The sequence below is a fragment of the Deinococcus roseus genome (assembly GCF_014646895.1).
GTDB lineage: Bacteria > Deinococcota > Deinococci > Deinococcales > Deinococcaceae > Deinococcus_C > Deinococcus_C roseus.
In genome coordinates this window covers 94348-119749 of the sequence record NZ_BMOD01000014.1, presented here as the reverse complement: position 1 = coordinate 119749, position 25402 = coordinate 94348, and the positions used below count along the sequence as shown (strand labels likewise).

Genomic DNA, 25402 nt, shown 5'->3' with positions numbered 1-25402 from the left:
GGCTGTCTTCACCAGCTTTTGGTGTCCAGGGGGTCAGAAGAGGGCCGCTGGGGTGAACACCGGGGAGATGTCCACAAAGCCATGCCCCATGATCAAATCCCGGTGCAACTCCACGAAACCCGTGATGCTTTTCAGGTTGCCGTGCAGGGAAAGTGCGTGCTCCACGGCTGAAGCATGAAGTTGCTGGTGGTGCTCGGGAAGTTGCAGGGGAACAGCGGGCACCTCCACCAGGAAGCCTTCACTGCGGGCATGCTGGATCAGGGTGCGGAAAGCCAGGTCGGCCTCCTGATGGGTCAGGTAGATGGTGAGCAGGTAAGGTCCAGGGTTTACGGTCATGCGTCCTCCAGGTGAGGTTGGGGGTAGGCTGGAATGTCCTGCCACAGTGCCGGGATGCCGCTCTGCTGGTTGAGGGTCCTGGACACCAGGCCCTGAAACACCCGCAGGTATTCAGGCACGATCAAATCCTCCTGGAAGCGCTGGCTGCGTTTGCAGGCTGCACGGCGCATCCCCAGGTGGGTGTTGTGATCGGACAGGATGTTCAGCACGGATGCGGCCATGCCTTCCACATCTCCCACGGGCCTCAGCAGACCACTGGAGCCGTGCACCACCACTTCCGGCAGGCCCCCCGTGTGGGAGGCAACCACCGGAACCCCACAGGCCATGGCCTCCAGGGCGATGAGCCCGAAGGATTCATTTTCGCTGGGCAAGAGCAGCACATCGGCTTGCTGCAAATGACGCTCGATGTGCACGGTGGGCGCGAACCACTCGATGTGAGGGTGAATGCCGAGTTCAAAAGCCAGTTGCTGACAGGCTTCCCGGTCGGGTCCGTCCCCAACCATGCGCAGGTTCACGGTGCGGTGTTTCAGCACTTCATGCAGAATCCAGATCACATCACGGGTGCGTTTGACTTCCCGGAAGTTTGAGGCGTGCATCAACAGGGGGAAGTCGTTCTGGGGATCGTCCTGAAAGGTGAAGCGTTCACCGTTCACCCAGTTGGGGATCACATGGATGGGGCGGTAACGGCTGAGGTCAAAGATGCGCCGGGCCTCCTGGGCCAGGCTGTCAGAGACTGCCGTGAGGGCGTCGGATTGCTCCAGGCTGTACCTGAGGGTGGCTTTGAGGGCTGGATGCTGCCCCAGCAGGGTCACGTCGGTGCCGTGCAGGGTGGTGACCACCTTGAAGCGCCCCTCTGCGATCTCCCGGGCAAACACGGCGCTCGGAGCGAAAGGAATGGCGTAATGCACGTTCACCAGGTCAATGGGGTACTGGTAGGTGAGTTGCAAGAGTTGGGTGATGGTGGACAGCGAAAACAAATTGCCGGGCAGCACCGGATGGTTCACCGTTTCAATCGGGTGAAAGAGCAGTCGGTCTTGCAACTCCTCCGGGATCTCCAGCCGGAAGGGTTTCTGGTCGGAAAGCACGTGCACCGTGATGTCCCTCTGTGCAAGCGAGAGGGCGAGTTCACTGGCGACCACCCCGGAACCCCCCAGGGTGGAGTGGCAGAGGATGGCGACGTGCATCACTGCCCCCGGAATGGGCTGAGGGCCGCAGAAACCATGGGGGTGGACACTGGGACGTGAGGATGGAATTTCACTTTGTAGTACGTTACGTGCCCAGTCTGCTCATCGAAGGAGATGTCCTCCACGGTGCCAATCTCCCGGCCCTGGAAATCCAGCCAGGGTTTGCCGATCACCTGGTAGTCCTCGGCCAGTTTTTGCAGGCGGGGCAACTTGATGAGAGGCACCACATCGTCGCTGGACTGCACGTACCCGCGGTGTTCACTGTGGTACATCAGGGCATCAAACAGCACCGCTTCCTGGGTGTGGAAGGGCTCTGAGCGCAGCAGGTAGGCAATCACCCGACCAAGTTCATGGTTGATCACCACGTCCATGACCTGTCCAACTTTGCGGTGGGGGGTGTGGATTTCTCCGGTTTCCATCAGGGTTTTTACGGTGAGCATCTTCAAACCTCCAGTGAAGGTAGCCTAAAAGGGCAAACTTTCCCTGACCTTCGGGAAAGCTTAGGAAAAGCTGAGTTAAGAGGGCAACGTCAAAACTTCATGGTTTTCATGAAGATGTGGTCCATCAATGTTCCATGCAAACCGTGCTGGTGGTGGATGACGACCCGAGGATGCTGGCCATGGTCCGCCGGGGACTGGCCTTCGAGGGATACCGGGTGCTGGAAGCCCCTTGTGGGCAAGACGCCCTGCAGGTCCTGCGCAACGGAGAGGTGGATTTGGTGGTGCTGGATGTGATGCTGCCTGACCTCAGTGGCCTGGAGGTGCTCCGAAAATTCAGGGCCGCCGGGGAAGACACCCCGGTGGTTTTGCTGACCGCCCGCGACAAACCCCACCAGCAGGTGGAAGGACTGGAGGTGGGAGCGGACGACTACATCACCAAACCCTTCTCTTTCGAGGTGCTGCTGGCCCGCATCCGGTTGATTTTGCGCAAACGGTCACCGGACCGTTCCGAGTTGCGTTTCAGTGACGTGCTGATCGACCTGCAACGCCACCAGGTCCGTCGGGGAGACAGAAACCTGCACCTCACCCCTTTGGAATTCAAACTCCTGCAGACCCTCATGGAGAACCCGGAGCGGGTGTTCTCCAAGCCGATGCTGCTGGACCGCGTGTGGGGCATGGAGTACTTCGGGGATGCCAACGTGGTGGAGGTGGTGGTCAGTGGCCTGAGGCAGAAACTCGAAGAGGGCGGGGACAGCCGCCTGATTCACACCATCCGCGGGGCCGGGTACATCCTGCGGGAAGACTGACATGCTGATCCGTGAGCGGCTCTCTTTGTGGTATGGCACCCTGTGTGGTTTCTTGCTGCTGACCCTTTCCCTGTTGTCTTACGGCTTTTACGTGAAAAGCCAGTACCAGGATGTGGACCGCCTGCTGATCCTCACCGGGAACCATGTGGCCGCAGGCATCACCACGGCGGACCGTTCTTACGTGTTGGACGCCGACAGCAACGACGTGGCCATCCGACTGTACTTTGCGGATGGAAAGCTGCGCAGAACCTCCCGGAACGCCGACCTTCTCCCAGAGACCGACCCAACCTTGCCTCTGGAAAGGAACGCGAAGCCCCTGATGCCGCTGTGGATTCGCCTGCTGCCCACCCTGGATGCCCTGCAAAAAATCCCAGAGCATGCTGCTTTCGGCACGGTGTTGATTGAAGGGGAACGCTGGCGCAGGTACGTGGTGCGCCTGGAACGCCAGGGGCAGGTGCTGGGATTCCTGGAGACCCTCAGTCCCCTGGGCCGTCTGGATGAAGCCATCCACACCTTGCTGCGGGTGCTGCTGACCCTGACCCTGGCGCTGGCCGTGCTGGCTGCGGTGTTGGCCTGGCTGGTCTCCGGGATGGCCCTCAGACCCATTGCCCGGCTGACCCGCACAGCAGACCAGATTGCCCACTCTCAGGACCTTTCCCAGCGGGTGGAGCGTTTTCCACTGCGGGATGAACTCGGGGTGCTGGCCCGCACCCTCAACCACATGCTGTCCAGTCTGGAAGGGGCAGTGAAAGCCCAGCAGCATTTCTTTGCGGACGCTTCCCATGAACTCAGGACCCCCATCACCATCGTGCGGGGCAACCTGGAACTCATGCGGCGTTACCCCACCATGCTCCCAGACGAGCGAGAAGACATCCTGCATGACGCAGAACTGGAAATGTCCCGGCTGGGACGGCTGGTGGAGGATTTACTGATCCTGGCCAAAAAAGACGCAGGCATTGAACTCCTTCAGGAGAACGTCCCTTACTCCGAGGTGGTCTTGCAGGCCTTTCGGGACGCCCAGCAACTCAGGAACGGCCAGGAGGTGCACCTTGAAAACACAGCAGGGGTGTGGGTGCGGGGAGACCCGGACCGCCTGAAGCAGCTCCTTTTGATTCTCCTGGACAACGCCCTCACTTACACCCCTGCTGGAGGGACCGTGACCGTGCGCACCTGGGTGCACAACCAGCGGGTGATCACCGAAGTTCAGGACACCGGCATGGGCATTCCTGCAGAGGATCTCCCGCATGTGTTTGACCGCTTCCACAGGTCCAGTGAAGCCAAAAGGCAACATCCCACGGGCAGCGGTCTGGGGCTTGCCATTGCGAAGTGGCTCACCGAGCAGCACCACGGGGAAATTCAGTTGAAGAGCACCGAAGGTGAAGGCACCTGCGTGTCCTTCAATCTTGGAACCCTGGAACAACAACCAGCAATCCGTTCTCACCCTGCCAACTGACACCCCAGGCAACAACATCTTGCAGAACGGGGTGGCTGATTCTGCGCCGCCTGCTGCGTGAGTTAAGGGAAACCTAAGGTTCAACCTTTACCATGCACGCCATGGATGACCTGGCCTTTCAACCCGCCTCTCCCATCTTGCACCTTTGCCTTGCTGCGACCACTGCAGCGTGCATGATGTATTCCTTTGGCATGCCTGTCTCCCTGTGCCTTGTTGGAGCGCTGTTGTGCAGTGTGCTGTCCCTTCAGGGACCCAGGGTGCAAATCTGGCTGAACCGTCTTCGCTTCTGAACCATCAAAGTGCGGTTGACTGCGCACTTTGATGGTTCAAACCCCATGGCAATGGGAACCATGAGGCATTTCAGGTGTTCCGTGTTTTCAGAGTGTACTGCACCACTCTGGCAGGTTCAGGAATGGACCCACCAGAACAGCAACAAGGCCACCGTTACGGTCACAAAGGCCACTGGGGTTCCGTATTTCATGAAGCCCAGGAAGGTGATCTTATACCCTTCGCGGTCTGCCAGGTCTGCAGAAACGATGTTGGCACTGGCCCCAATCAGGGTCAGGTTGCCACCCAGGCAGGCCCCCAGCGACAGTGCCCACCACAAGGGGTCCATGGTGGGTCCTAGCGTGGTCTGCATGGTCTGCAGCACTTTCGCCATGCTGATGGTGAAAGGAATGTTGTCCACAAAACCTGAAATCAAGGCACTGGAGAAACCCAGGATCAGAATGCCCAGGTGGATGTCAGTGGCGATCAGGGTCTGGAGTTTTTCTGCGATCAGGGTGAAAACCCCAGTGTGCTCCAGTCCGCCAATCACCACAAAGAGGCCCATGAAGAAAATCAGGGTGGTCCATTCGACTTTCTCCAGAATCCAGCCAGCAGAAAGCCCGGTCATCAGGGCCAGGATGGTGCTGGTCAGGAGCGCAATCACACCGGCTTCCAGACCCAGCGGACGGGCAACAATGAACAGCACGATGGTCAGCAGAAAGATCCCCAGGGCTTTGAGCATCAGGGGCACATCCACAGGATCTGCCCTCTGGGATTCAAACTGACTTTTGAATTCTGCGGCTGAAAGCTGTGCTGTCAGATGGCCTGCACGTTTCATCAGCAGTTGCATCACCCCGAGGCCCAGCAGGAAAGCCAGCGAAGCGTAAGGGGCGACGTTGACCAGAAAATCATTGAAGCTTTTTGATGCGATGGACCCGATGATGATGTTCGGGGGATCTCCAATCAGGGTGGTGGTCCCTCCCGTGTTCGAGGCCAGCACCAGGGCAATCACATAAGGGATGGGATTGAGTTTCAGTTGCTTTGTGACCTGGATCATCACGGGCACCATAAACAGCACGGTGGTCACGTTGTCCAGAAAAGCCGAGAACACTGCGGTCAGCAAGGAAAACACCCACAAAATGCGGGTTGGGTTGCCCCGGGTGAGCAGCACTCCACGCCGTGCCACCAGACCGAAAAAGCCAGAGTGGCTTAGCACAGTGACGATGTTCATCATGCCAAAGAGGAGAAAGATGGTGTTGAAGTCGATGCTCATCCAGCCCTCTGCTGGGGTCAGGATGCCCAGGACCATCATCACCGAGGCCCCCAGCAAAGCAGCAATGGTGCGGTGGATGTATTTCTCCAGGATGATCAGCACGTAAGTGCCCACAAAGAGGGCCACCGCCCAGAGCCTCATCTCGTCTTGCGTCAGGTGCACCCCCAGGGAAGCAATGAGACCGTGTGCCTCGTTCATGGGGTGACCTTCATGGCGGCCTGCTGGCCCTTTCGGATCAGGGGCATCACGGTGAGGCCCTGCACCAGGATGCTGAACACCACCACCACGTAGGTGAGCACCAGCAGCAGGTTGCGCTCACTGTCCGCCGGGGGAATCGAGAGCGCGAGTGCAATGGCAATCCCTCCCCGGAGTCCACCCCAGGTGAGGATGCGGGTGGTGTACCTGGACAGGGTGTAGCGTTTTTTGAGCAGCAGCACCGGGAAGCCCACACTCAGGTAGCGGGAGAGCACCACCACCGGAACGGTGGCCAGCATGAGCGGCAGGCTGATGCCCTGCAAATCCAGCAGCAGGATCTCCAGTCCGATCAGCACGAACAGCACCGCGTTGAGCAGTTGATCGATCATCTCCCAGAACTGATCGACATGGTGGCGGGTCACGTCACTCATGGCGTCCCTTCTGCCCTGCTGTCCGATGATCAGTCCTGCGGCCACCATCGCCAGCGGACCAGACACGTGCAGTTCACGGGCCAGGGCGTACCCGCCCATCACCAGGGCCACGGTGATCAGCAGTTCCGGGATGTAACTGTCGATGCTTCTGAGCATCAAAAACGCCAGGTACCCGATGACCCCGCCAAACACCAGGCCCCCAATGGCCTCTTGCAAGAACAACTTCAGGATGTCCGCCCCTCCAAACGCGTGCTCTGCCCCGTGCCCTCCTCCGAAGGCCAGGGCGGCAATGACACTGAAGACCACCACACCGACCCCATCGTTGAACAGGGACTCCCCTGCGATGATGCTTTCCAGTTTGGGGGGGACCTTGGCCCGCTTGAGCAAGTCCAGCACAGCAATGGGGTCGGTGGGCGAAATCAGGGCACCGAACAGGAGGGTGTAAAGGAACGGCACGGACAGGCCAAACACATTCAGCAGCAGGTAGGTGAGGCCCCCAATCAAAAAGGTGGAAATCAGGGTGCTGAACACCGCGAGGACCAGCACGGGCGTGCGGTATTTTCGCAGCACATCCACATCCACTCCCAGGGCACCGGCAAACAGCAGAAAACTGAGGATGCCCTGCATCAGGAAGGTGTTGAAATCAATGTGGGCCAGCAGATCCCGGGCCACCGGAACCAGGTTGAGCCCCAGGCCCTGCAGGAGGAAAATCAACACCGAGGCGATGAGTCCCACCAGGGTCACCCCGATGGTGGGGGGCAACTTGAAGAACCGCGCGTTCAGGTAAGCGAAAAGTGCAGTGAGGGTGACCAGCACAGCGAAAGCATCGAGCAGTTGCATGGGGTTCTCCTTGAGCATGAAAAAGCGAAGACCGGTTGAACAGTCTCCGCCAGGCCCACGTGTGGAGGTGGGTCTCCAGGCCTCTCGGCCTCTTTGCTTTCATTGTAGGGGAAAGGCACGGCCTGGGCAAACACCTGCCTGTCCCGATCCATTTGTTGCAGCGCCCAAGCCTTTCATGACCTCACCCTGGCCCTGAACACCAGCAGGGGAACAATCAGCAGCAGGGAAACCAGAAAAAGAGGCACCAGCATGACATAAAGGTAATTCTGAGACCAGGGGTCATTCTTGCGGCACACCAATTGAGGGGTGCACACCACGGTCATGGGTTCTCCCACTGTGGCTTCCCCGGGATCCAGAGGGGGGTAGATGGCAACGTCCTGTCCATGGATGTTCAAGATGGCCACCATCGCAGTCCCGCCTTTGCCACGCTGCTCCACCCGCACCACGGTTGTGGTTTCCAGGTGCCGGGGTGAAAAAGTGAAGGTGAGTTGGTCATAGAGCAGGGGCATGCACATCCCCACAAACACCAGCACATTGATCCACACCCTCCAGTATGGCAATGGGTTCTGGTACCAGATCCTGCGGGCCTGGTCTCCCTGCAAGGTTCTTCTCTGTTGTGCCCCGGATGGTCCAGGTCGTCCCAGCTTCAGTTTTTCCATGGTCTGGTGTTCCTTTCTGTTTGGCTCAGGTCCCCATTTCAGGGGTAGGGCCTGGGCGGTGGTGGGGTCATGGGTGCTTCTTGACTGCAAAAAGACGAAGACCGATTTGAATCAGTCTCCGCCAGGGCCACATGTGGACGTGGTCTCCGCCTTTCGGCAAATTGTCTGTTTTCAGGATACTTGATTTTTGGGTGTGCCACAAGAATGTTCCCTGCGGTTTCTTGCAGGAAAACCCATAGACTTCATCGCGAACCTGTTCATCCCAGCAACCCATGATGTTACCTTAAAGCCATGAAGCCTTTTCGTACTCAGCTGTACCCGTGGTTCAAATATGGGTTTTTCATTGCACTTCTGATCGGGTCTTTTTTTCATCAAAACATTTATGTGCTGATGGCGGTTCAGTGTTTGCCGATTTTCTTTTTTCTGGAATCCTGGGTGCGGCACAGGAAAATGAACAGGCCTGTGCAGTGGTGGTGGTTGATGCTGCTCATCCCCCATCTGGGCCAACTCTACTGGGCATCAGGGGTGCTGGTCAGTGGGATTCCTCCGGTGCTTGTTGGACTTTACAACGAGGCACTGGGCTTCAGTGCCGACGGTCAGAAACTCCTTGTGGGTTCCTGGGAAGAAGTTCAAATCCATGACCTGAAAAACCATGTTCTGATCTCAGAAAACAAGCATGACGATTACATGGGGTCGTTTTACCAGCATTTTCATTTCAGCAAGGACAACCAGCAGATGATGGGTTTTGGCTGGCAACCCCACTACAAATTGGTGGACATGCATGGCGCGACCCTGGGATCCGAGGAGGACTTTTCCACTGCAGAGGGTCGTCCCCTGCTGTACAACGGGGAAGATTTTGCTTATGACCCGGACAGGAAAATCCTGACGGTGGATTTTCCAGGTGAGAAGACCCGGTTCTTCCACCGGGAGCCTTCAACAAAGGGGGTGCCGGTTTCTTTTTTCAACGCTGGTCACCCAGGTCGTTCAGCCTTTTTTCCCACGGGTTGTCGTGAGGTGGTTCGTGCTGCACTGAATGTCCAGCAGGAACGGTATGCTGTGTTTTGTGGTTTGGAGGGGGAAATCCGGGTGTTTGACACCAGAGACAGGAAATTGCTGCATGTCCTGCGACCACCAGACCTGCGGTGCCGGGAGTGGGTGAGGGACATGCAACTCTCTCCAGATGGCAGGGAACTGGGAGTGATCCATTCGGGGGAGGGTGGACCCTGGTCGTGGCTGCTGGATTTGAACACCTGCGTGTACCGCTGGGATTTAACCCAGAATCCACCCAGGGCGCATTCCTGGTGGGGGAATCAACCTGGGGCCATTGCTTTCAGTCCAGACAACTCAGTGGTGGTGGTTGCCAGCAGAATGGGGGCCTGGTTCAAGCGACGCTGAGAGGCAAGCAGGATGTTTGTCTCAGCTTCAACCAGAACTTGTCCTGACCCCTGATGGAAGCACATCAGCGAAGAAAATCTTCTGCAGGACGCTTTCATTTTCAGATTTGAGACATTTTTTCTCGAATCATTGCCTACCCTCTGATTGGCATGATGCCCAGGGAACTGGCCGGGGTGCTCATCAAGGCGCAACACCACTGCCGCAGCGACCACAAAACCTACCGTGGAATGCGTCTCCCTGCCATCGAGCATGAATACATCCTGATCTGGGAGAGGCGTGGAGTGGTGATGCTGGCCGCACTGAAAGACATCGGTGAAAAACTGAAAGGTCGGGCTTCTGGCACCTGGAAGAACATCGTGAAACTTGCCTTGATGGAACTGGGAGGGACGGCCAGTTTGCAGGCCCTGTACGATCAGGTCAGCAGAGGTGCGCCAGCGCGAATCCAGCTCAATCCACACTGGAAAGCCAAGGTCAGGCAGACGCTGCAGCTGCTTCCAGACGTGCAGCCCCTTGAAGCGGGAAGTTGGGGTTTCACGACCAGTTGAGGGATGCGAGACCCACGGGGTCTGGGCTTTCAGGCAAAGAAAAATGCACCCTGTAAAGTCCAATCTGAACCTTGAAAGCTGCTACTGTAAACAAGATGAATCGGCAAGCAAAGCTGTGTGTGACGTTGGAAGGTGGGACACTTTAATCATGCTGCACCTCAAAAAATGGTTTTTGGTTGGCCTCTTTGTTTTTTCGTCAGGACTGGTGGGTGCGGCCCAGGCCCAGTTGGAATTGGACCCAGAAAACCCTTCAGGGTTCACTGATGCAGGACAGCCTTACTACGAAGTCGACGGCTTTGCTCCCCTGGCCCTGGTGCTGGACTTCAAGGAGCATGTGTGTTTTCAGAGAGCAAGGATTCAACATGCATCTGGACAGATTTCCGATGCAGATGCGTACACCGGTGCAGGGCAGCACATCACGGATCAAATTCTGGTGCATTTTGATGATGATTTTGACTTCAAAGACAACATCAGCAACTGCTCGGTTTTCTACAACATTGTTTTTGATGTGGTGCGCGTGGCAGAAAACAACCTGAGTGTGGTTCGCTTGAACGGCACCCTGGAGGCCCACATCATCCTCAGTGTTGCTGGAGAATTTGTCACCCTCCCGCTGTATTCGGCGTCCCTTTACAAGACCCTTCTTTTCGTGTCGGGAAACGAGGAGGATGAAAGAGACGTGGTTCTGAATTCGGTCATTTCCATGGGTGGAAGCCTGGGTCGTGATTTCAGGTGGAGTTTCCAGCAGGAGGAGGCGGAAGCGCCTTAACCTGCTTTTGCATTTCGGCTGCGCGAGGGGTGTCCCTCGCTTTTTTGAGCAGCAGTGCAGCAAAAGGGGAGTTGTCACAATCCATCATCTGGTGTATACTAATGAATAGATAAGTTAAGAACGATCGGAGGAATGATGAAACTCAACCACACCACCCACCAGTTCAGCTGCCAGTACGCCACCCTCACCGTGAGGCAACACCACACCGGTGAATTCAGCTACACGCTTGTGCCCACAAACCCTGAGCACAGCCCTTTGCATCAACGTGGCGCAGCCACCGCAGAAGACGCCCGGGGACTGGCGCGAACAGCACTGTGGGACTACGTTTTGCACACCCTGGGAAAACAAAACGACCTTGCAGAAGTGCGCCGAGAAGTCGGCAGCACCAAAAAATTCCAGGTCATCGTCAGCCCGCAACCACGAGAAGCCGTGGTGACCGCCCTTCACCACCAGGAGCAACCGCAGTCCACCCAGATCCTGCTTTCCTGGCTGCGCAGGCGCCTGCAAAAATTTCGACTGCGAGACCTTGAAGCCACCCTCCAGGAACTCAGAACACTCGGCCATGTGCACAGTGAAGGAGACCCTGCCCTCTGGACCCTCACCCCCAAGCGTCCGGAGGTTTCACTCACCGAAGCCATCTTGCAGGTGCTCTCTGAGGCACCCGGCCCGCTGGATGTTGACACGATCCATCAGCACATCTGGCAGGATTACTACCCCACCAGTGAACAGTTTGTGCAAGAAGCCATCATGGACTTGCAGCAAGCAGCACAGGTGCACCTCACCAGCGGAGGCCTCCTCACGGTGGCTCCAACCATGGCTGTGGTCCCATGAGCTTCGAATTCCTGTTGCGCCATGAAAAGCCCCTCACCCTGGCCTTGATGGGCAGCCAGATGGGCGAGGTGTGTTACGAAGTGAGCTTGCTGGGCCTCAACATCTGCATCACAGATCACCTCCATCAGGTGCGGGTGGAAGTCCACAACTCCTGCCACCAGCGGCTGCTGCTGACCTGTGTGGGGTGCACCCCCAGAGAGATTCTGCATGGCCTCAGGCAGGTGCTCGCCGAACAAGAAGTGCTTCCCAACCAGTCGGTGTCCGAATTCATCGCGGTGCGACTCCAGGCCCACTTTGAAGTCCGGGTGGAGTCAGGGCGGGCCCTCTGGTGGCAAGTCATCGCACTGCAGGGTTACAGCGAAGGTGCAGACACAGACGTGCCCATCACCCCCACCTTCTCCACCCTGGGAGCCCTGGAGGCCCACTGCCTGCAGTTTTTCCCCAGGTACATGTTTGATGTGATGGACCTGGAAAAACAGCAGTTCCGGGGGTACTTCTGGTGGGAGAGCATCAGGGACACCCCGACAGAACCCTTCAACCCAGCCCGATTGGTCAAATTGAATGCGCAAGAAGACCTGCAGCACCTCCGGCAGGGATTTCTGCCCATTCCACTCGCTCAAAAACTGCTGCAGCACACCGTCACCGAAAAGCAGGCCTGGGATGCGGCACTGGATTTTGCCCTGGCCCACAACCTGGATGTGGTGCAGGTGGCCCACCAGGTGAGCCTCCGCTGCCTGCTCAAACACCGGCAGGTGGAAAGACAGCAGACGCTCGCCTCCTGTCCGACCCTGCCACTCAAAGGATGAAAGGAAACCATGCCCAGTGATGTGCTGACGCGCCATGTGAAGGTGCTGGGGGTGCTGGCCCAACAGGGTCTGCCTGTGGCGGAAACACCCGTGGTGGTGTTTGGTTCGGCGGCGTCCCTGTTGCTGCAGGCCCTCCAGCACCTCCCAGTGAGGCACCAACTGGTGCTGCTGGACCTGCAAGACATCTACAATTGCACCCTTGCGGTGGCCACAGCCTGGGGCCCGGCCCTGCAAATGGCTTTGCCTCACCTCAACATGGTGTACGTGAACGGATCGCCAAAGGTGCTGGAAGCGCTGCACCTGGCTTTCTTGACGCAGATGGCCCGGAACCGGCAGCCTTGCCGGGTGGCCCTGGCATACACCGCAGAGAAGACCCCCATGCTGCTGGGGGACATGCCTGACCACCTTTGGGACGTGTTTTACCGCATGTGCGTGACGTCTGGTGGTTTGACGGCAACCCTGTTGGGTGAAGTTGGTGTGGAAGCCCCCAGCAAGAAACTCACCGATCTGATCCAGAAGTACCCCCAATTGGTGCAGCGGGAAAAACACCTCCTGCAACATGGAGCCTGGGGTTACCGTTACACCCCGGTGGTGCAGCCGGATCAAATGCATGATGACAAGGAGTTTTGAATGATTCACCCTGACGTGTTGATCGAAGCTTTCGAATTTTACGCCTCCACCCAGAAGGTGTCCCATTGCCATCTGGAGGTGTATGTGAAGGAACAGCGGGCGGTGGTGGTGTGGACCGAATTGCTCTCCAATCCGGGCATGAGCGTCACCAACGCTGCAGAAGAACTTGCGGACGCCGTGGTGGAGTTGCTGAAGGATTTGATGTTCCAGGTGCCCAAACCGGTCTTCATTGAGCGGTACGATGCCCGCAGCTATGGGGATCCGGCAGACCAGGAGCGCCTTTCACGGGTGGTGCTTTCCAGGGATGCCCGGGGGAAGCACCGGGGTGCCAGCTGGGTGGCTTTACAGCTGCCTTTGCAACAGGTGCTGCAGGAAGAAATGGGCGTTTAGCAAGCATTGAATCGCTGTCAGGCATGATGTATACTAATAAATAGATAATTTACATTAGGCCCTGGAAAGAAGGTCAACATGCACCCAACCCTGCCCACACAAGCCCTCCCTGAATTGCCCAGCGGTGTCTACGAGAAACTGTTCAGTGACCCTTACCTGCCCAAAGGTGCACTGGTCCACGCCAGCCCCGGAGCAGACGGACAGGTTCTGGTCTACCACCTCAAAAGCAGCTACACCTACACCCTGGAGGACTTCCAGGGTCAGTTTCACCACCTGCCAGACGGAGAAGAAAAGCTTTCACAGCACACAAACCTGCTGCTTCAGGACATCCAGACCACCACCAGAGAGATCATGGCCCTCAGTGAGCAACTCCACCAGGCCCAGCCGTCCATCAACCGCCAGACGGGACAGAGCGAAGGCCTCGACCACCTGCCCATTCCCCGGGATGCCCTCAAAAACACCAAAGGCACCCTGCTGGCCGTGAATCAAAAAGTGGAAAGCCTCAAAGAAGACCTGGGCCGCAAAAGAGAAACCATGGAAGGCCTGATGCGTCAACGCATGGCCCAGGCAGAAGCCGCACTGGTGCCCATCCGCGAAATGGTCACAAAACTGGAGGAAGCCGTGTGGACGGTGGAACTGTACACCGGACGCCACGAGGAAATCGTGCAGCTGCTCGACGGCCCACCCGCGCCAGCCAGCACCCCCATCAGCATCCGCCAGCAGGTGCTCGCCATGGATGAAGAGGCCGCAGTGGCCGCAGAAACAGGAGGAATTGATTCACTTTCAGTTGAAGACTTCGACCAGTGGATCCAGGCAGACCCCAGCCACCTGCAGCAGATCCTGCCAGAAGTGAAAGGGGTGGTGGCCCTGGTGCCCCGCTGGAAAGACAAACACCACCAAGACAGCTACCTGCACGAAAAAGCCCGCGAAGGCAACAAACGCACCTACTTCCTGATCCGCAATGGAAGCCGGGTGTACCGCATTTGCACGGACTTCTTCGCAGACCAGACCCTCACCCCCACTGCCACAGAGTTCCTGGATTTGTTCCGCAGGTTCGATCACTTCAAAAACGAGTACCGCCAGATGGAGCCCGGCAGCAGGGACTACATGGAGGCCGAAAAGAAGCGCGACAGACGGCAACGCGATTACATGCGGGTGGCCTTGATTTTGCAAGGGCTCATTGACCGCACCGTGGTGTTCCACCCCCTGCCAGATCAGGGCGTGATGGTCACAGATCCCTCTGCCTACCAAGAAGGCCTGGTGGAGATCATTGCCGATGCAGAACGCAGCTTGCTGGACGGCAGTGAACGCTTCCAGGATTTCCAGGCCCGCATCAACGAGGACCTGGAACCTGGACGGCGCATCATGGGAAATTTCGGGTACAACTTCTCTCGCCTGCGGGACGACCATGACCGGCGTCACCCCCGCCTCCATCCGGACCGGGCTGAATCCCCTGACTCCTACACCCTGCACACCCTGGACCGTCGAGACCGCAACCAGCTGGTGTTCCTGTACGAACGCAAAGACCCCATCTGGCTGGCAGGCCAGGGATACGTGAAAGCCGAACGCCGGGCCTCCTGCCGGATCCGGCCCACCGACACTTTTGTGCTGGCCTTTGATCACCCGGAAGGGAAGTCACCGTGGAAAAACTGCAGGGGTTTCTGCACAGGCGCACCGAGCGCCACAATTACCTGGACATGTTCCCCCTGCTCAAAGCGCTGATCCAGCAGAAAAAACAAGAACAGGCCGAAGAAGAGCCATTCAAATGGCTGCTGGCCTCCCAGGCCATGCAGACCCTGAACCTCAGCGAGGAACAGGCGGCAGAACTCGTCCCGCTCAGCATCGAACGCTACAAATTCAAAAAGAAAGTTCACCGGGCGCTGGTGGAACAAGGCACCGGGTCCGAAGCCTTCTTGCAGTGCATGGCAGAACTGCAATTCCTGATGACCGAGCACCAGAACCGGCAGCACAAGCAGACCTCCGGGGTGTTTGATGCCCTGGTGTCCCAGGTGCTGGAAGCCCACCCTGAGGCGGTGCTGGTGGCGCACCGCAAGGGAGACGAATACGTGGCCTACGTTCCAGAAACCCTGGACGACCATGTGTTCATGCGGGTGCTGACCCTGACGTTCCGCAATGGCCATTTGAAAGTCACAGAAGACCTGCGCTGGAAGACCCTGATCAAAAACCACCACCGCTGGCATGCCCTGTACAGCACCGAGCGCCTGAAAGGCTGGAAGTTCTATGCGCGCGCCGATGAGCACCTCACCGACATGGAAATCACCCAGCTGGGCGGACAACTGACGGAGTTGTTCATGCAGCACCACTCCAGAAAAGACGCTTATGAACAGGATCACCGGATTCTGGCCGTCACCTTTGACCTCGATGAGCACAAATTCAGGGTCTACCATCACACCCTGAAGCGGTATGGCTTTTCAACAAAACTGCAACGATGCGTGCTGAGAACCACCCCAAAGGTCATCAAAGACAGTGGTGGGGTGCAGGTCACCCATTGGCACAACAGCCGGGACATGCAGGGCGAAACGCTGCCCTGGGAAGATTCTGAGGAGCGAAACCATTTTGGTTTCACGCGGCGGTGCAGGGAAAGGGTGTTGGACTTGCATGAAAGCCACCTGCACACCCTGCAGGAGCAGCGGCTTGAAGCCCAAAAAGAGCGGGAGCGCAGACAGGCCAGGGCACGCCAGGTGCAATCCCTGCTGACCGCATTGCACCAGCAGTGGTTGCAGCTGTTCTGGGAGCACACCCACGACAAGTTCATGCAGGAGTACGGAGACCTGACCCTCTGGGAGGGATTCAAGAAAATGATCCGTGAGCCATCCAGCCCGGTGTACCAGACGCACCGAGGCACCCTCGAAAAACTGCTGGGTTTCGTGCTGGACCACCAGCGGTGGGCAGGCCGGGTTGTGGAAGAAGTCCTGCAGGCCCACAACCTGCAGCATGGGGACGCTGTGTTGGATCTTCCGGAGGCCCTGAGGGCCTTGCGGGTGCCGGAGGTCAACGATGCTGTTTGAAGGCCTTGAGTCTTTCAGGACAGGCAAAAGAAGAAAGAGGGTCCCACCTTGACGCTCCTGCCCATTGGGTGTATACTAATAGATAGATAAATTATGATTCTGGTGCTCACAGAAAGGACCACACCATGCAAACCCACACCCCAGCCCGCCAAATGCCCCCCATCCAATTCCGAGATGTTGGACTCGAAGCCCGCATCCAGGGCAAAACCACCAAAGACCACACCAAACACCAGGTTGCCAAAACCGACCTGTCCAGATACTACGTGCTCATCGGCATGGCCCTCAAGAACATCCACTTCAGCGTCGAACAGCTCACCGAACTCTCCCAGGTGGCCCAAAAACACAACTGGCACGCCGACCAGGTGCAAACCTCCTGGGCGAAACTGCAACAGGAGGCCAGCAGCACCCTGAGGGCCGTGCTGGACACCCTCACCCCCATGGAAGTCTTTGCCGTGGTGGACGCCCTGGAATTCTACTGGACCGGTGAAACCCAGGGCATCACCGGCTTCAAGCGGGTTGGGCTCCTCAAAGCAACAGACTGAACCACCACGAAAGGCATGAAATTCGCAGGATCATAGGCTTTCGGGCCATCATCAGAAATCGAAGTGCTATCATTTCATCACAAAAAACGCTTGTCACAAAAGGGAGCATCATGAACTGGATCAATTTATTTGCCCTGATTGCATTTATGGCCACCACTTTGCTGTTCCAGAATTCAGTGCACTACGCCATCGCATGCCTCTTCATTTTGCTGGTGATCCTCGGGGTCAGACTCGCAGCAATGGAAAAGCCCCCCTTCGACCCCAACGCCTTCTTTTTCCTGAGCGCCACCACCGATGACAAAAGACGCGTCAGCCAGCGTGCCGCCCTGTTGTTTCCCCTGTTCCTCGCCACCAAAACCTTGCTGGTGCTCCAGCCCGTTCTGTACATCCTCAAAAGTCCATTTGAGGAACACGTGAATGCACGAACCTACCTGATGGAGCACCGAGAATGGCTGGTGTTGTTTTTCGTGTTCCTCATTCCATGCATGGTCCTGCAACATGGCTACTGGGATGACCTGCATGACCTGTACCGCAACCGCAAAGCCACAAAATAAAAGCAACAAGAAGGGTGCTATCATAGGACAGACTCAATCAGGAGTGTGCGAGTTCATATTTCCCCTCTGGTTTTCATGCCAGAGGGATTTTGATTTGTGCTTCACCGTGATACAGACGGTGGTTGAGGTGATGCTCACCAAACCAAATGATCACCCATCATCGCCCCAAGTTCACTTCAGCTCCCTGAACCAACGGTTCACTGTGCCTTTTGGAATCCCCAGCGCATCCATGATTTCACGGGTGCTTTTCCCAGCAGCATGCATCTGCAAAGCTTCCTGCTTCTTGTTCAGCTGCCTGGGTTTCACGTTCCAGCCGAATTCTCTGCTGGCAAAATTGCTCAGGCTGGTCTCCGGATAGCCGTACATCTGGTCGATTTTAGCGAATGAGCCCAGCCGGTCAAACTCCTGCTTCAACCATGGCTCACACCAGTACAGCGGCAAGTCCTCTTCCACCAGCTGCTCCACCGTCCACGATGACCGACTCCGGAATTTCGTGGTGGTGGCCAGCGGTGAAGCCTTGCCGAGCTGCCTGGCTGTGGGCCGCTCTGGGATTTCAGATTGATGCACGTCCAAAATGGCCATGGTGAACTGCTGGACCTGACCATGCCACACCACCCGCCAGACCAGCTGGTTCTTCTGCAGGTGGGTGATCCGCACCACCTTCACCCCACCGGCATTGTCCAGGGCCTGGGCGAGATCGATGTTGGAAAGGGCCTGCCTCACAGCCTCTCCACCTGTTCCTGTGGGGAGATCTTTTCGTCAATCATGGTTTCAGTCTACCTTTCAAAAAGCCCCCTGAGCATTCAGGGGGCGCAGTTTCAATGCCAGTTTTTGTCGATCCAGTCCAGTGCCACCGCAGCCTGCCAGTGGCGCAGCAGATCCTCCACGGTGTCCTCATCCAGCCCAGGGGTGTGCTTGCTGGAGTAGGCCCGCACCTGGTCGGTGTCCTCAAACCTGAGGGGATCACGCCCCATGAAGTTTTCCCAGAGGTCCGGGGACCAGCCCAGCCGGGCAGAGCGCAGTACATGGCTGTTCTGGGGCCGCTGCTGCAGGTCCGCAATGATGTGCCCCTGGCTGGTGTGCAGGGGCGCATGGGGGTAGCGGGTGCGTTCCACGCCAGCAGAGTGAGGGGATTTACCCCCCGTCACTGCAGTGCCTCTTTCAGGATCCAGTCCAGCACCTTGTCGCTCATGCGGGCCTGCATCAATGCTTCGCGCACCAACTGGATGTGCTCGGGGGTTTCTCCCAGCACCCGCTTGCGGATTGCCTCGGAGAAGTCCAGGCCGCACAAGGGGCTGCCTTTGCGGGCCAGGTTGTACTCTCTGGGGTGCGCGATGCCGAACAGGTGGCAGGCCAGGGTCAGTCGGGTTTCCACCTTCTGGAAGTTGGGCTGGGCCGTTTTGGAGATGCTGCTGCGGTAGAGGATGCTGTCCTGGCCGTACTGTGTGGCCCGCTTCTCAAAGTAACTGCGGATTCCTTTGAGGTCACTGAGGACCTGCATTTCCAGGTCGGTGAGCTGCTGGGCGAGGTCCAGGGTGTCTTTTTCGGTGAGTTCGGAAAGATTCATGTAGGCTCCGTTCAAGTTTTCTCTATGGGGTTTTTCATGGGGTGGATTGTTGGTTGGGGTGACGGGGTGGAGAGATTTCCTGCTCTGCTTCTATGATAACTTAAATTATTTAAGTTATCAATCGTATAAAAAACCCAGAGGAATGCTCTGGGACAGTGCTGCATCAATTTTGGCAATGAACCTGACAGGCAGAAGCCGATCAGGATTTAACCTGGATCTCCAGCTGCTCAGGCTTCACCTGCAGATGTGCCAGCAGCTCAGCGAACAGGGAATCCCCAAACTGGATGGTGCCGTTCACGGAGGACATGATGTTGTTGCGGCGACGGTACTCAGCCTGGGTTGTCAAACCAATGCTGTCCAGAAACTGCGGCATGCCCCCGTGTTTCTCCACAGCCAGTTTCTCGATCAGTTGCCCTTTCAGTCGAGCCAGGGGATGCCTTGCAGGGTTCTTGCGGGTTTTCATCAGGGGTCTCCCATCATCCCCACGAGGTGGGGAAACACTTCGGATTCGGTCAGATCAGGATGTGACCGGGGCGGAACACGTCATGCATGCGGGCGAGTTCCTGCAGCGTCCTTAGATTCTGTTTGATTTCTTCTGTGGCACAGGCGGCATCGCGGATGTGCACCGTTTCCCGCCAGACTTCGTCGAACGGCTCCCAGTGGAAGTGACGGAACACCAGGGCGTCCCCTCGTTGGCTGAGTTGCTGATTGTCCCAGTAACTGCCGTGCTGGTTGTTCCAGATCACCACGTCGCTGCTGTCGGTCTGGGTGGTTTCATTGCCCTGGACCACCCATGTGGCCACCATGCGCAATGCTTGCCGGAAAGCACGGGCCTGGTGCTCCTGGATTTCCCGTCGGGCTTCTTTCTCCTCCAGCTCCTGGATCTGCTGGGGGGTGGGTGCGCGGTGGTATGCGAACTGCACTTTTTCCCCTTCGTGACCGAGGAATTCGTGCCCGTACAGGCTGGGGTCGTTCTCGCTGAGTCTCCATTCCTTGCCGAGTTCGTAGTAGACGACCACCTGCCCCAGGTGGCGCACGGCCACATTCAGGGGTGGAACCTGCCTGCTGAGGTACAGGTGGCGGGGGTTGGGGGTCTTGCGGGGAGCAGGTGCTCTGGTGGGTTGCTGGGTCTCTTCTGCCAGGGCCTGCTGGTTGCTGCTGGCAATGCCCAGGATGGCCTTCAGGCGCTTGCGTTGCGGGGCACTGCCGTACTCGCTGATTTTCTCCTGCAGCAGAAGGGAGGGCTGCTGTCCGCTCTTGGCCTGTTGGTAAGCACGGTCCAGGTGGGGGTCCAGCAGGTCTTGCTTTTCCCTGAGTTCCTGGTCGGCTTTCTGCTGTGCAGCAGAGGCTTCCGCCAGGGCTTTTTCCTTGCGGGCAGTGGCGGCTTTGCTGGCCCGTTCGCTCTTTTTGAATTCGGGCAGGGTGTCCGCGATCGGCTGCAGGGCAAGTTGCTGGTAGGTGTCGGCGAGGCTGCTGGCTTTGATCTGGGCCAGGGCGCGTCCCAGGTCGCTTGCGAGGTCGTTGTGGCCCAGCATTGGTTCTTTGAACACGATGTTTTTGCCGCTTTTGCTGAGCTGGGTGGAGCCGTCAATCAGGCCGATTTCCAGCACATGCTGGATGAGGGCGCGGGTGGCCTTGGCGCGTTGCAGGGCAGGGCCTTTGGTGGCCTGACCGTCTGTGCTGGCGATGCTGGTTTCTTCGAGGTGATGGGCATGTAGGGTCATGGTTGCCGTCCTGTGCATGATTTTTGAATGGAGGTTCCATGCATGAAATCATTTTAACTTAAATTATTTAAGTTGTGAAGCCAATGTAAAACCCTGCGATGGTGCTGCTCCCACGGGTGGAGACCGGTTGTTTCAAGATGACCTGCGGCAGGTTGATCTGGTTTTGTTTGCAAAGGCGTCTTCCAAAATTAAGCAACTCAGGCGGCAATGCCTGAGTTGCACCTGTAAATCTTCTTATTTGATCGTGCAAATTACATTCACAATGATTTGTGTTACAACTTCAACCAAGATGCCATTCAAGCTGTTTCGAATCCACTCAGCATCATTTCCTGAAATTAATCCGTATGCTGTTAACGTCAAAGTCAGAACTGAAAGAATAAAAAGCCTTTTGGTATTGTCTTGTTCCATTTTCTGCCCTTTCCTGGAGTTGCTTTCAACATGCAACCAATTCACCCCTGGGGTGGCACCCCAGCAGTTCACAATTGATCTTTTCTGTTGACTGACACCTTCGTGTGATCGAAGGTGTGTATCGATGATAGCAACTTGCAACGTTGGACTCGGACTAAATCATTGAGCTGGAGCCGATGACTCAAAGAACTTTGGATTTATTCATGTTACTGAATGAAGGAGAAAATCCTTTGTCGATATATATAAAAAAACCTCAGAACGACTTCTGAGGTTGAAAGTGGTTCAGGCTCGGGGGCTACATGGCGTGCTTGATGATCACCAGACGGGTGTTGGTGCCGGTGCGCCGAAATGCGTCTGAAGTGGAAAAAGTGCCTTCGGGATTCTTGATCACTTCGGCTTTCACCTCACTGAGCCAGCGGCGGAACGCCACACTCTTCTGGTCGTTGCGAAAAAACGAACCCTCACACATCACGCTGACCAGCTTCCCACCTGCTTTCAGCAGGCTGTAGGCATGCTGCACGTGGCTGATGTCCTGATGCTTTTCAAAGGGCGGATTCATGACCACCCGGTCAAACACCTCCCCCCTGAACTCCATGAAGTCACCTTGCTGAACAGGGAAGCCTTTGAGGGTGAGGATTTCAGCCAGGGTGTGGTTGTGTTCCACGGCCTGCAGTGTTGCAGCGGGCTGCGTGGTGCGAATCGCCTCCAGAATGTCGCCTTTCCCTGCACTCGGTTCCAGCACATGCATCCCAGGTTCAATTTCTGCATGCCGGAGCATGTGGTGGATCAGTGGAAGGGGGGTGGGGAAAAAGCCAGGAATCTGACTGCCCACCAGTTGAAATTCCAACTCACGAAGGCGGCGGGTGCTGGCGGCTTCCGCATCAGGCAGGGTGCAGGTCGAAATGAACGTGCAGGCCTGCACCAGGGCTTCTGGTGAGGTGATGCCCAGTTTGTTCAGGGTCTCTTCTGTCATGTGCCCATAGAGCCGGTGCAGTCCATCCGCGCCCCGGTCCAGATGACCGGCCCTCCACAGCAAATCTTCAACTTGCTTGGCACGGATGATTTTTGAGAGGGCCAAGGGCAGGGTGCCGTTTCGGGCGGCCTGCGCCATGCTGCGCAAGATGGCCTGAACGCGTTTCTTTCTGTCGCATTCAGCCTGCTTGTTGGCCCTCATGGTGGCCCGCCTGCGTGTGAGGCCCTGGTGGGCAAACGCTGGGATGCCCAGTTTGAGGATGGTGGGTTCCATTTTCAGAGCCGACTCTTCCAATTTGTTTGCCTGTTTGTCGGATTGCAGAAGGGGGGTGCTGGGTGTGGGTTCGCTTGTTTTGCCGAAAAGAGGGGTGCTATTCTGGGACATGGTCTGACTCCTGTGGGTTTGGACTGGGTTCAACGAGCGCACCTGCTGACCGGCTTGGCGCTCGTTTTTCCTTTTTTCATTTTATCGCACCGTCATATAAAATTCCAGCACTATAAAAACAGTTTTCTCTCTTGGGAATTATAAACTTCATAAGCGTTGTAAAAATTTGGAGGATTATCCTTATTTGAAGGGGCATGAAAAACGGCTATACTAAAAGCGAGGTGAGCATGAAAAATTCGGAAAGGGTTATAGACGTTGGTCGAAGCGCTGGCACCATGCACCGCAGCCCGGCAAGCCTGAACTTCAACCCCAAACATGCACATGTGATCGTTCTGGACACCAAAAATCCTGTGTCTTTGGAGGCGATGGTGGGCCAGAAGGACCGAGCATGAATCCTGGGGTTTTCCTCTGGGGCAAAAAGGCGACCAGCAATGCCAGGCATGTGTTCCGCCTGCTGCTGGGGGCACTTTATGCACTGTCCATGCTGTTGGTGTATGGAATTTACCTGCAGCAGATCGATGGGGCCATGGTTCTCAAACTGGTGACCGATTTGGTGCAGACCCCCTGGGGACCGCAGGGGGTTTTGAAAGTGGTGCTGGCTTTGAGCGTATGCGTCCAACTTGTGCGCGCAGGCTTGCTCTATCACCTCAGGCGTGATCCGGTGCGCTGGCAGGCCTTGAAGCGTGCCCTGATGGGTTTTGCCCTGCTGGTGTTTGGGCTTGATCCACTGGTGTTTCTGCTCGTGTATTTTGTGATGTTGTGCCTGATGGATGTGATGCTGGAGGTGTGGGAGAGAAACCAGCAAAGTGCCGTGGAATACTTCCCTTCCTGATGAGGGTGCTGTAAACCGTGAACAGCAAGGCGGGGGATCCCGCCTTTTTTTGCGCTTGTGATGATCAAACCCATCAGGCAAAAGAAAAAAGTCCGACTGGACAGCGGCACCATCAAGGTGTATACTAATAATAAGATAAGTTATGGAGGTTCTTGTGCTGCACACCATCAACAAACGCATCAACAGCAAAAACGGTCAGCCCAAACTGTGGCTGGAAGGCCGCCGACTCACCCAGGTGGGTTTCTTGCCGGGCACCAAATACGAGATTTTTTTCTTGCCTGAAGACAAATCGCTGCGGATCCAGGCTGACCCCCAGGGCAAACGCGTGGTGTCCAGCCACCGCGACCAGCCCGTGCTGGACATCGAAAGCAAACAATTTGCTGGAATGTATGACCTGAATGCAGAATTGCAGATCCAGCTGACCCAGGGCCAGATCACCGTCAAACTGCACCCCCAAACACTGCAACAGCAGATGCGAATCCGTCAGATCACCGAACGCCTGCAGGCAGGGCTCCCCCTGCGCACAGCAGCCATGTACTTTGGAGCAGGACTCTTGGACCATGCCTTGCACAGTGCCCTGCAGTCCGCGCAGTTGCCTGCAGAATTGACCTTCATGGTGGAACGCGAAACCCGGTACGTGGATCATGCCTGCACCCACAACCCCCTGATCACCCAGGCCACGCACACCATTGAAGCGGACACTTTTGACCTGTTCCACCTTGACCTTCCCCAGGTGGACATCCTCACGGCAGGCATTCCCTGCACGGCCATCAGCAAAGCTGGACGGGCCAAACACCAAACGGCCCTCCCCGAGCAGCATCCGGCAGGCACCTGTTTTCAAGATGTGGTGCTGGTGGTGCGGAAAACGAACCCCGCTCTGGTGGTGCTGGAAAACGTGCCGGGATACCTGAACACAGCCGGTTACGCCACCCTCAAACAGTCCCTGCAACGGCTGGGTTACACCATCACCGAGCAGGTGCTCAACGGTCTGGAGCATGGGGCGCTGGAAGACCGTTCCAGACTGGTGGTGATTGCCAGCAGCCTTGGCATGGTGCAGGTGATGCCCGAAAGTGCAAGAGGCGAGACGGCCCTGGCCGATGTGCTGACTGAGGTTCCCATGGACAGCACCCGCTGGAAAGACCACACTCAACTCAGCAAAAAAGCCATCAGTGACCGGGCCGCAGGCAAGGGTTTTCGCATGCAACTGCTGCAGCCGCAGGCTTCCCATTGTGGCACCATCGGACGAGGATACGCCAAGCAGCGCAGCACCGAACCCCGCATTGTGCATCCGCACGATCCGCAAAAGAGCCGCCTGCTCACCCCGATGGAACATGCCAGGGTGAAAGGTGTGCCTTACGCTCTGGTTGAAGCGGAATCTGAGACGCTGCAACACCAGCTGTTGGGACAGGGGGTGGTGTATGGGATGTTCGTGGCGGTGGGGCGCGCCCTGGCCCGCAAAATGCAATCACTGCAGACCGCAGGAGGAGACCTGAATTTTCTGGGCATTAAAGAAAAATCGAGCAATAAAGGAAAACAGGGCATCTTATTCAGCTAAATGTTATGGGATTGTAATATTTTTTTGAAGGTGATATATTTTGATTGTGGACGGGGAATTGCCCTGGCACACTATCTCCACATTCGCATACTACCCAAGTGACACCCTGCAGGGTGTCACTTCCGTTTTGGCGTGAACACCAAATGGTGTCAGGAAGTGGACAAAACATGAAAAATGGTGTATACTAATAATCAGATAAGTTATTAAGGAGGCAGCATGAACACCTGTGCCATATGCGGAAAAGCCATCAACAAGAAGCCCATCGAAGTTCCCGGTGTGGGCGTGGTGGGCAGCGATTGCCACAAAAAAGTCCGGGGGGTGGAGAGCCTGCTGAAAATCTGGGGCCTGCAGGACCTGCTGAGTGGACTCACCCTCACACTGGTGCCCAGCGGAGACGCTTTCGTCTACCCAGAACGCCACCATCAAATCCTCAACCGCCTCACCCCTTACGGTCTGAAAGCCCGCATCTCCCAGCGCAACGGCAGGGATTACACCCTGCAAATCAACTTCAAAAAACTCCCAGACCTGCACCGAACCTGCGCAGAACCCCCAATGGCCTCCTGAAAGCTGAACCCCACGGTATACTG

At 56.8% G+C, this 25402-nt stretch carries 29 protein-coding genes; 17 read left to right on the top strand and 12 right to left on the bottom strand.

Annotated elements, in window-relative coordinates; translation table 11 throughout:
* Positions 1-33: 33 nt before the first annotated feature.
* From IEY52_RS16815 to IEY52_RS16805, 3 genes are read right to left on the bottom strand one after another with little or no spacing between them, the layout of a single operon-like run.
* On the bottom strand, positions 34-336 hold the full coding sequence (locus IEY52_RS16815) for a hypothetical protein (protein ID WP_189004477.1): 303 nt from the start codon (positions 334-336) through the stop codon (positions 34-36).
* A complete protein-coding gene (gene bshA / locus IEY52_RS16810; RefSeq protein WP_189004475.1) occupies positions 333-1520 on the bottom strand; it encodes an N-acetyl-alpha-D-glucosaminyl L-malate synthase BshA in 1188 nt (395 codons plus the stop codon). The genes IEY52_RS16815 and bshA overlap by 4 nt, the downstream gene beginning before the upstream one ends.
* A complete protein-coding gene (locus tag IEY52_RS16805; RefSeq protein WP_189004473.1) occupies positions 1520-1960 on the bottom strand; it encodes a PRC-barrel domain-containing protein in 441 nt (146 codons plus the stop codon). The genes bshA and IEY52_RS16805 overlap by 1 nt, the downstream gene beginning before the upstream one ends.
* A gap of 134 nt (positions 1961-2094) precedes the next feature.
* Here IEY52_RS16805 and IEY52_RS16800 point away from each other — a divergent pair, with 134 nt between their 5' ends.
* Together IEY52_RS16800 and IEY52_RS16795 are read left to right on the top strand one after the other, a co-directional pair.
* Complete coding sequence (locus tag IEY52_RS16800) at positions 2095-2766, top strand: response regulator transcription factor (RefSeq protein WP_189004471.1); 672 nt, start codon at positions 2095-2097, stop codon at positions 2764-2766.
* A gap of 1 nt (position 2767) precedes the next feature.
* A complete protein-coding gene (locus IEY52_RS16795) occupies positions 2768-4219 on the top strand; it encodes a sensor histidine kinase (protein ID WP_189004469.1) in 1452 nt (483 codons plus the stop codon).
* Between the two features lie 406 nt (positions 4220-4625).
* Here IEY52_RS16795 and IEY52_RS16790 read toward each other — a convergent pair whose 3' ends face one another.
* The 3 genes from IEY52_RS16790 to IEY52_RS16780 all read right to left on the bottom strand — a co-directional run bounded on the left by IEY52_RS16790 (position 4626) and on the right by IEY52_RS16780 (position 7884).
* Entirely contained in the window at positions 4626-5957 is a 1332-nt protein-coding gene (locus IEY52_RS16790; RefSeq protein WP_189004467.1) for an ArsB/NhaD family transporter, read from the bottom strand.
* Positions 5954-7225 carry a cation:proton antiporter gene (locus IEY52_RS16785; RefSeq protein WP_189004465.1) on the bottom strand — a complete coding sequence of 424 codons (1272 nt, stop codon included), beginning with the start codon at positions 7223-7225 and terminating at the stop codon, positions 5954-5956. Before IEY52_RS16785 ends, IEY52_RS16790 begins: the two co-directional genes overlap by 4 nt.
* 173 nt (positions 7226-7398) lie before the next feature.
* Positions 7399-7884 carry a hypothetical protein gene (locus IEY52_RS16780; RefSeq protein ID WP_189004463.1) on the bottom strand — a complete coding sequence of 162 codons (486 nt, stop codon included), beginning with the start codon at positions 7882-7884 and terminating at the stop codon, positions 7399-7401.
* A gap of 480 nt (positions 7885-8364) precedes the next feature.
* Between IEY52_RS16780 and IEY52_RS16775 the strand changes: the two genes are divergently transcribed.
* From IEY52_RS16775 to IEY52_RS16725, 11 genes are all read left to right on the top strand, one after another.
* Positions 8365-9279: a WD40 repeat domain-containing protein gene (locus IEY52_RS16775; protein ID WP_189004460.1), complete on the top strand. Its 915-nt coding sequence runs from the start codon at positions 8365-8367 to the stop codon at positions 9277-9279.
* A gap of 149 nt (positions 9280-9428) precedes the next feature.
* Positions 9429-9824: a hypothetical protein gene (locus tag IEY52_RS16770; protein ID WP_189004458.1), complete on the top strand. Its 396-nt coding sequence runs from the start codon at positions 9429-9431 to the stop codon at positions 9822-9824.
* 148 nt (positions 9825-9972) lie between these two features.
* On the top strand, positions 9973-10590 hold the full coding sequence (locus IEY52_RS16765) for a hypothetical protein (RefSeq protein ID WP_189004456.1): 618 nt from the start codon (positions 9973-9975) through the stop codon (positions 10588-10590).
* 132 nt (positions 10591-10722) lie between these two features.
* Positions 10723-11421 carry a hypothetical protein gene (locus IEY52_RS16760; protein WP_189004454.1) on the top strand — a complete coding sequence of 233 codons (699 nt, stop codon included), beginning with the start codon at positions 10723-10725 and terminating at the stop codon, positions 11419-11421.
* Positions 11418-12227 (top strand): hypothetical protein, encoded by an 810-nt coding sequence (locus IEY52_RS16755; protein WP_189004451.1) that lies wholly within the window; start codon positions 11418-11420, stop codon positions 12225-12227. Before IEY52_RS16760 ends, IEY52_RS16755 begins: the two co-directional genes overlap by 4 nt.
* A 9-nt stretch (positions 12228-12236) precedes the next feature.
* Complete coding sequence (locus tag IEY52_RS16750; RefSeq protein WP_189004449.1) at positions 12237-12857, top strand: hypothetical protein; 621 nt, start codon at positions 12237-12239, stop codon at positions 12855-12857.
* Complete coding sequence (locus IEY52_RS16745) at positions 12858-13247, top strand: hypothetical protein (RefSeq protein ID WP_189004447.1); 390 nt, start codon at positions 12858-12860, stop codon at positions 13245-13247.
* A gap of 78 nt (positions 13248-13325) precedes the next feature.
* A complete protein-coding gene (locus tag IEY52_RS16740) occupies positions 13326-14969 on the top strand; it encodes a hypothetical protein (protein ID WP_189004445.1) in 1644 nt (547 codons plus the stop codon).
* Positions 14888-16276, top strand: a complete 1389-nt coding sequence (locus tag IEY52_RS16735; protein ID WP_189004443.1) for a hypothetical protein — start codon at positions 14888-14890, stop codon at positions 16274-16276. The genes IEY52_RS16740 and IEY52_RS16735 overlap by 82 nt, the downstream gene beginning before the upstream one ends.
* 125 nt (positions 16277-16401) lie before the next feature.
* Complete coding sequence (locus tag IEY52_RS16730) at positions 16402-16818, top strand: hypothetical protein (protein WP_189004441.1); 417 nt, start codon at positions 16402-16404, stop codon at positions 16816-16818.
* 110 nt (positions 16819-16928) lie between these two features.
* Positions 16929-17372, top strand: a complete 444-nt coding sequence (locus IEY52_RS16725; RefSeq protein WP_189004438.1) for a phospholipase D-like domain-containing protein — start codon at positions 16929-16931, stop codon at positions 17370-17372.
* Positions 17373-17543: 171 nt separating this feature from the next.
* Here the strand turns inward: IEY52_RS16725 and IEY52_RS16720 are convergent, their stop codons facing one another.
* From IEY52_RS16720 to IEY52_RS16695, 6 genes are all read right to left on the bottom strand, one after another.
* Entirely contained in the window at positions 17544-18095 is a 552-nt protein-coding gene (locus tag IEY52_RS16720; RefSeq protein WP_189004436.1) for a helix-turn-helix domain-containing protein, read from the bottom strand.
* 95 nt (positions 18096-18190) lie between these two features.
* Positions 18191-18487 (bottom strand): hypothetical protein, encoded by a 297-nt coding sequence (locus tag IEY52_RS16715; RefSeq protein WP_189004434.1) that lies wholly within the window; start codon positions 18485-18487, stop codon positions 18191-18193.
* A gap of 29 nt (positions 18488-18516) precedes the next feature.
* Positions 18517-18939, bottom strand: coding sequence for a hypothetical protein (locus IEY52_RS16710; RefSeq protein ID WP_189004432.1), 423 nt, complete (start codon positions 18937-18939; stop codon positions 18517-18519).
* 199 nt (positions 18940-19138) lie between these two features.
* Entirely contained in the window at positions 19139-19402 is a 264-nt protein-coding gene (locus tag IEY52_RS16705) for a hypothetical protein (RefSeq protein ID WP_189004430.1), read from the bottom strand.
* A 49-nt stretch (positions 19403-19451) separates the two neighbouring features.
* Entirely contained in the window at positions 19452-20663 is a 1212-nt protein-coding gene (locus IEY52_RS16700; RefSeq protein WP_189004428.1) for a hypothetical protein, read from the bottom strand.
* Positions 20664-21366: 703 nt separating this feature from the next.
* On the bottom strand, positions 21367-22428 hold the full coding sequence (locus IEY52_RS16695) for a DNA methyltransferase family protein (protein ID WP_189004426.1): 1062 nt from the start codon (positions 22426-22428) through the stop codon (positions 21367-21369).
* Positions 22429-22622: 194 nt separating this feature from the next.
* Between IEY52_RS16695 and IEY52_RS16690 the strand changes: the two genes are divergently transcribed.
* The 4 genes from IEY52_RS16690 (at position 22623) to IEY52_RS16675 (ending at position 25379) form a co-directional block, all read left to right on the top strand.
* Positions 22623-22820 (top strand): hypothetical protein, encoded by a 198-nt coding sequence (locus tag IEY52_RS16690; RefSeq protein ID WP_189004424.1) that lies wholly within the window; start codon positions 22623-22625, stop codon positions 22818-22820.
* Entirely contained in the window at positions 22817-23260 is a 444-nt protein-coding gene (locus IEY52_RS16685; RefSeq protein ID WP_189004422.1) for a hypothetical protein, read from the top strand. The genes IEY52_RS16690 and IEY52_RS16685 overlap by 4 nt, the downstream gene beginning before the upstream one ends.
* Positions 23261-23414: 154 nt before the next feature.
* Positions 23415-24815: a DNA cytosine methyltransferase gene (locus IEY52_RS16680; RefSeq protein ID WP_189004420.1), complete on the top strand. Its 1401-nt coding sequence runs from the start codon at positions 23415-23417 to the stop codon at positions 24813-24815.
* 216 nt (positions 24816-25031) lie between these two features.
* A complete protein-coding gene (locus IEY52_RS16675) occupies positions 25032-25379 on the top strand; it encodes a hypothetical protein (protein ID WP_189004417.1) in 348 nt (115 codons plus the stop codon).
* Positions 25380-25402 lie beyond the last annotated feature (23 nt).

Excerpts from the sequence above, each read along its gene's own strand:
- IEY52_RS16815 (WP_189004477.1), bottom strand. The coding sequence starts at position 336 with ATGACCGTAAACCCTGGACCTTACCTGCTCACCATCTACCTGACCCAT.
- bshA (WP_189004475.1), bottom strand. The coding sequence starts at position 1,520 with ATGCACGTCGCCATCCTCTGCCACTCCACCCTGGGGGGTTCCGGGGTG.
- IEY52_RS16805 (WP_189004473.1), bottom strand. The coding sequence starts at position 1,960 with ATGCTCACCGTAAAAACCCTGATGGAAACCGGAGAAATCCACACCCCC.
- IEY52_RS16800 (WP_189004471.1), top strand. The coding sequence starts at position 2,095 with ATGCAAACCGTGCTGGTGGTGGATGACGACCCGAGGATGCTGGCCATG.
- IEY52_RS16795 (WP_189004469.1), top strand. The coding sequence starts at position 2,768 with ATGCTGATCCGTGAGCGGCTCTCTTTGTGGTATGGCACCCTGTGTGGT.
- IEY52_RS16790 (WP_189004467.1), bottom strand. The coding sequence starts at position 5,957 with ATGAACGAGGCACACGGTCTCATTGCTTCCCTGGGGGTGCACCTGACG.
- IEY52_RS16785 (WP_189004465.1), bottom strand. The coding sequence starts at position 7,225 with ATGCAACTGCTCGATGCTTTCGCTGTGCTGGTCACCCTCACTGCACTT.
- IEY52_RS16780 (WP_189004463.1), bottom strand. The coding sequence starts at position 7,884 with ATGGAAAAACTGAAGCTGGGACGACCTGGACCATCCGGGGCACAACAG.
- IEY52_RS16775 (WP_189004460.1), top strand. The coding sequence starts at position 8,365 with ATGCTGCTCATCCCCCATCTGGGCCAACTCTACTGGGCATCAGGGGTG.
- IEY52_RS16770 (WP_189004458.1), top strand. The coding sequence starts at position 9,429 with ATGATGCCCAGGGAACTGGCCGGGGTGCTCATCAAGGCGCAACACCAC.
- IEY52_RS16765 (WP_189004456.1), top strand. The coding sequence starts at position 9,973 with ATGCTGCACCTCAAAAAATGGTTTTTGGTTGGCCTCTTTGTTTTTTCG.
- IEY52_RS16760 (WP_189004454.1), top strand. The coding sequence starts at position 10,723 with ATGATGAAACTCAACCACACCACCCACCAGTTCAGCTGCCAGTACGCC.
- IEY52_RS16755 (WP_189004451.1), top strand. The coding sequence starts at position 11,418 with ATGAGCTTCGAATTCCTGTTGCGCCATGAAAAGCCCCTCACCCTGGCC.
- IEY52_RS16750 (WP_189004449.1), top strand. The coding sequence starts at position 12,237 with ATGCCCAGTGATGTGCTGACGCGCCATGTGAAGGTGCTGGGGGTGCTG.
- IEY52_RS16745 (WP_189004447.1), top strand. The coding sequence starts at position 12,858 with ATGATTCACCCTGACGTGTTGATCGAAGCTTTCGAATTTTACGCCTCC.
- IEY52_RS16740 (WP_189004445.1), top strand. The coding sequence starts at position 13,326 with ATGCACCCAACCCTGCCCACACAAGCCCTCCCTGAATTGCCCAGCGGT.
- IEY52_RS16730 (WP_189004441.1), top strand. The coding sequence starts at position 16,402 with ATGCAAACCCACACCCCAGCCCGCCAAATGCCCCCCATCCAATTCCGA.
- IEY52_RS16725 (WP_189004438.1), top strand. The coding sequence starts at position 16,929 with ATGAACTGGATCAATTTATTTGCCCTGATTGCATTTATGGCCACCACT.
- IEY52_RS16710 (WP_189004432.1), bottom strand. The coding sequence starts at position 18,939 with ATGAATCTTTCCGAACTCACCGAAAAAGACACCCTGGACCTCGCCCAG.
- IEY52_RS16705 (WP_189004430.1), bottom strand. The coding sequence starts at position 19,402 with ATGAAAACCCGCAAGAACCCTGCAAGGCATCCCCTGGCTCGACTGAAA.
- IEY52_RS16700 (WP_189004428.1), bottom strand. The coding sequence starts at position 20,663 with ATGACCCTACATGCCCATCACCTCGAAGAAACCAGCATCGCCAGCACA.
- IEY52_RS16695 (WP_189004426.1), bottom strand. The coding sequence starts at position 22,428 with ATGTCCCAGAATAGCACCCCTCTTTTCGGCAAAACAAGCGAACCCACA.
- IEY52_RS16690 (WP_189004424.1), top strand. The coding sequence starts at position 22,623 with ATGAAAAACGGCTATACTAAAAGCGAGGTGAGCATGAAAAATTCGGAA.
- IEY52_RS16685 (WP_189004422.1), top strand. The coding sequence starts at position 22,817 with ATGAATCCTGGGGTTTTCCTCTGGGGCAAAAAGGCGACCAGCAATGCC.
- IEY52_RS16675 (WP_189004417.1), top strand. The coding sequence starts at position 25,032 with ATGAACACCTGTGCCATATGCGGAAAAGCCATCAACAAGAAGCCCATC.